This window comes from Brachyspira catarrhinii, assembly GCF_005518285.1.
Classification (GTDB): Bacteria; Spirochaetota; Brachyspiria; order Brachyspirales; family Brachyspiraceae; genus Brachyspira; species Brachyspira catarrhinii.
Genome location: NZ_SJDU01000382.1, coordinates 1 through 2,108, shown reverse-complemented (window position 1 = coordinate 2,108; position 2,108 = coordinate 1). Strand labels below are relative to the sequence as shown.

General features: G+C 32.0%; 1 protein-coding gene and 1 pseudogene. One reads left to right on the top strand and one right to left on the bottom strand.

What is annotated here, in order from left to right:
• Positions 1-1,168: molecular chaperone HtpG (gene htpG / locus EZH24_RS10725; protein WP_137999113.1), on the top strand; the 1,168-nt coding region annotated here is incomplete at its 5' end.
• A gap of 151 nt (positions 1,169-1,319) precedes the next feature.
• On the opposite strand, the pseudogene EZH24_RS10720 reads toward htpG, so the two are convergent.
• A pseudogene (locus EZH24_RS10720) lies at positions 1,320-2,108 on the bottom strand (bifunctional phosphoribosylaminoimidazolecarboxamide formyltransferase/IMP cyclohydrolase); the annotation flags it as partial.

Here is a 2,108-nt window from a genome sequence, read left to right as displayed (position 1 = left end):
AAGCGATGTCAAAACCGAAGAATATAACGAATTCTATAAAGAGCATTTTCATGATTATGTCGAGCCTTTCGATATTATTCATACTAAAGCGGAAGGAACTTTGGAATATACGGCTTTGCTTTTTATTCCGTCAAAAGCTCCATTCAATTTTTTGCATCCCGATTTTGAAAGAGGTTTGGAACTTTATTCGAGAAATGTTTTTATAATGGATAAATGCAAAGAATTGCTTCCAGAATATTTAAAATTCGTTAGAGGATTAGTCGATTCGCAAGATTTTTCGCTTAATATTTCGAGAGAGATTTTACAGCATACGAATCAATTAAAGAGAATCGCATCCAACCTTGAAAAGAAAATTTTAGAAACTTTGGAAAATACTTTAAAAAACGACAGAAAAAAATACGAAGAGTTTTTTAAAGAATTTGGAGAATCGATTAAAATTGGAATTTATAGCGATTTTACCAAAAAAGAAAAATTATCAAATCTTTTATTGTTTCAATCTTCCAATACGGCGGAAAACGAATATACGACTTTAGCCGAATATAAAAGTAGAATGAAAGAAGGACAAGAATTTATTTATTATGCGGCGGGAAAAGATAAATCCGCTATTGAAAAACTTCCGCATATGGAAGGAATGAAAGATAAAGGCTACGAAGTTCTTTACTTTACCGACAGAGTTGACGAGTTTATGGTTGGAATGATGAGAGATTACGAAGAGATAAAACTTCATTCGATACTTCAGGCGGATAACGAGAAAACCGATAAAGATTTGACAAAAGAAGAAAATAAAGAAATAAAAGATATAATGAAAGCGATTAAAGAAGTTTTGGGAGACGGCAAAGTTTCCGATGTTAGAGAGAGCGAGAGACTTAAAGAAAGTTTGGTTTGTTTGGCAAATAAAGAAGATTCGATTAGTTTCAATATGGCTAAAGTTCTTGCCGAAACTGGAAATAATATGTTCGGTATGAAGCCCGAAAGAGTTTTGGAAATCAACTCTTCGCATGAGGTTTTTAAAGCTATGGAGAAAGAATACGAAGCGAATAAAAAATCCGATTTATTCAAAGAATACAGCGAGCTTTTATACGATGAAGCATGCATACTTGAAAATTTGCCTTTGGACGACCCAAAATTATTTGCCGCAAGAATGAGCAAATTAATGCTTAAATTATAATTATTATAAAAAATTTATAAATGCAAGGACATGCAGACATGCATGTCCTTTTAAAATTATATTTAACGAGAAGTAACAAAATTAAATTATATAAAAAATCAAACTAAATTGCAATGATAATTCAAAATAAATATTATATTTCTTAATTTTATTAATGTCTAAAATGCCTTATTCCTGTAAATATCATTGAAATTCCATGTTCGTTGCAGGCTTCTATCGATTCTTTATCTCTTATAGAACCTCCAGGTTGAATAATCGCTTTTATATCGTATTTTGCGCATGCGTCTACCACATCTCTAAAAGGAAAAAAAGCGTCCGATGCCATTACTCCGCTTTTCCCCGCTCTTTTTAGCGCGTCTTCGCAAGCCCATATTCTATTTGTTTGTCCGCTTCCAATACCTTTTGCCATAAAATCTTTGACGACAACTATCGCGTTTGATTTTGCATATTTTACCACTTTCATTCCGAATATAAGATTTTTCATTTCTTCTTCGCTCGGTTTCTTTTCGGTGACTATTTTATAATTTTCAAAAAGCGAATCATCTTCGTCTTGAACCAAAAGTCCGCCGTCCACTTTAACTAAATTAATTTTATCATTCGGTTTAGTTTTGTATTTTATTATTCTTAAATTATTTTTTGTTTTTAATATTTTCAAAGCCTCTGCGGTAAAATCTTTAGCTATAACTATTTCCAAAAAAGTTTTATTAAGTTCTTTCGCCGTCCTTTCGTCTACCGCGCTATTAAAAGCGACTATTCCTCCGAATATTGAAACAGAATCGCATTTATAAGTTTTATTATACGAATCGAATACATTTTCTCCCAAAGAGGCTCCGCATGGAGTGGAATGTTTTATTGCCGAACAAGCAAATTCTTTTTTGCTTTCGTCAAATTCAGAAACTATTTTCAAAGCTATATCCATATCTCTTATATTGTTGAAAGA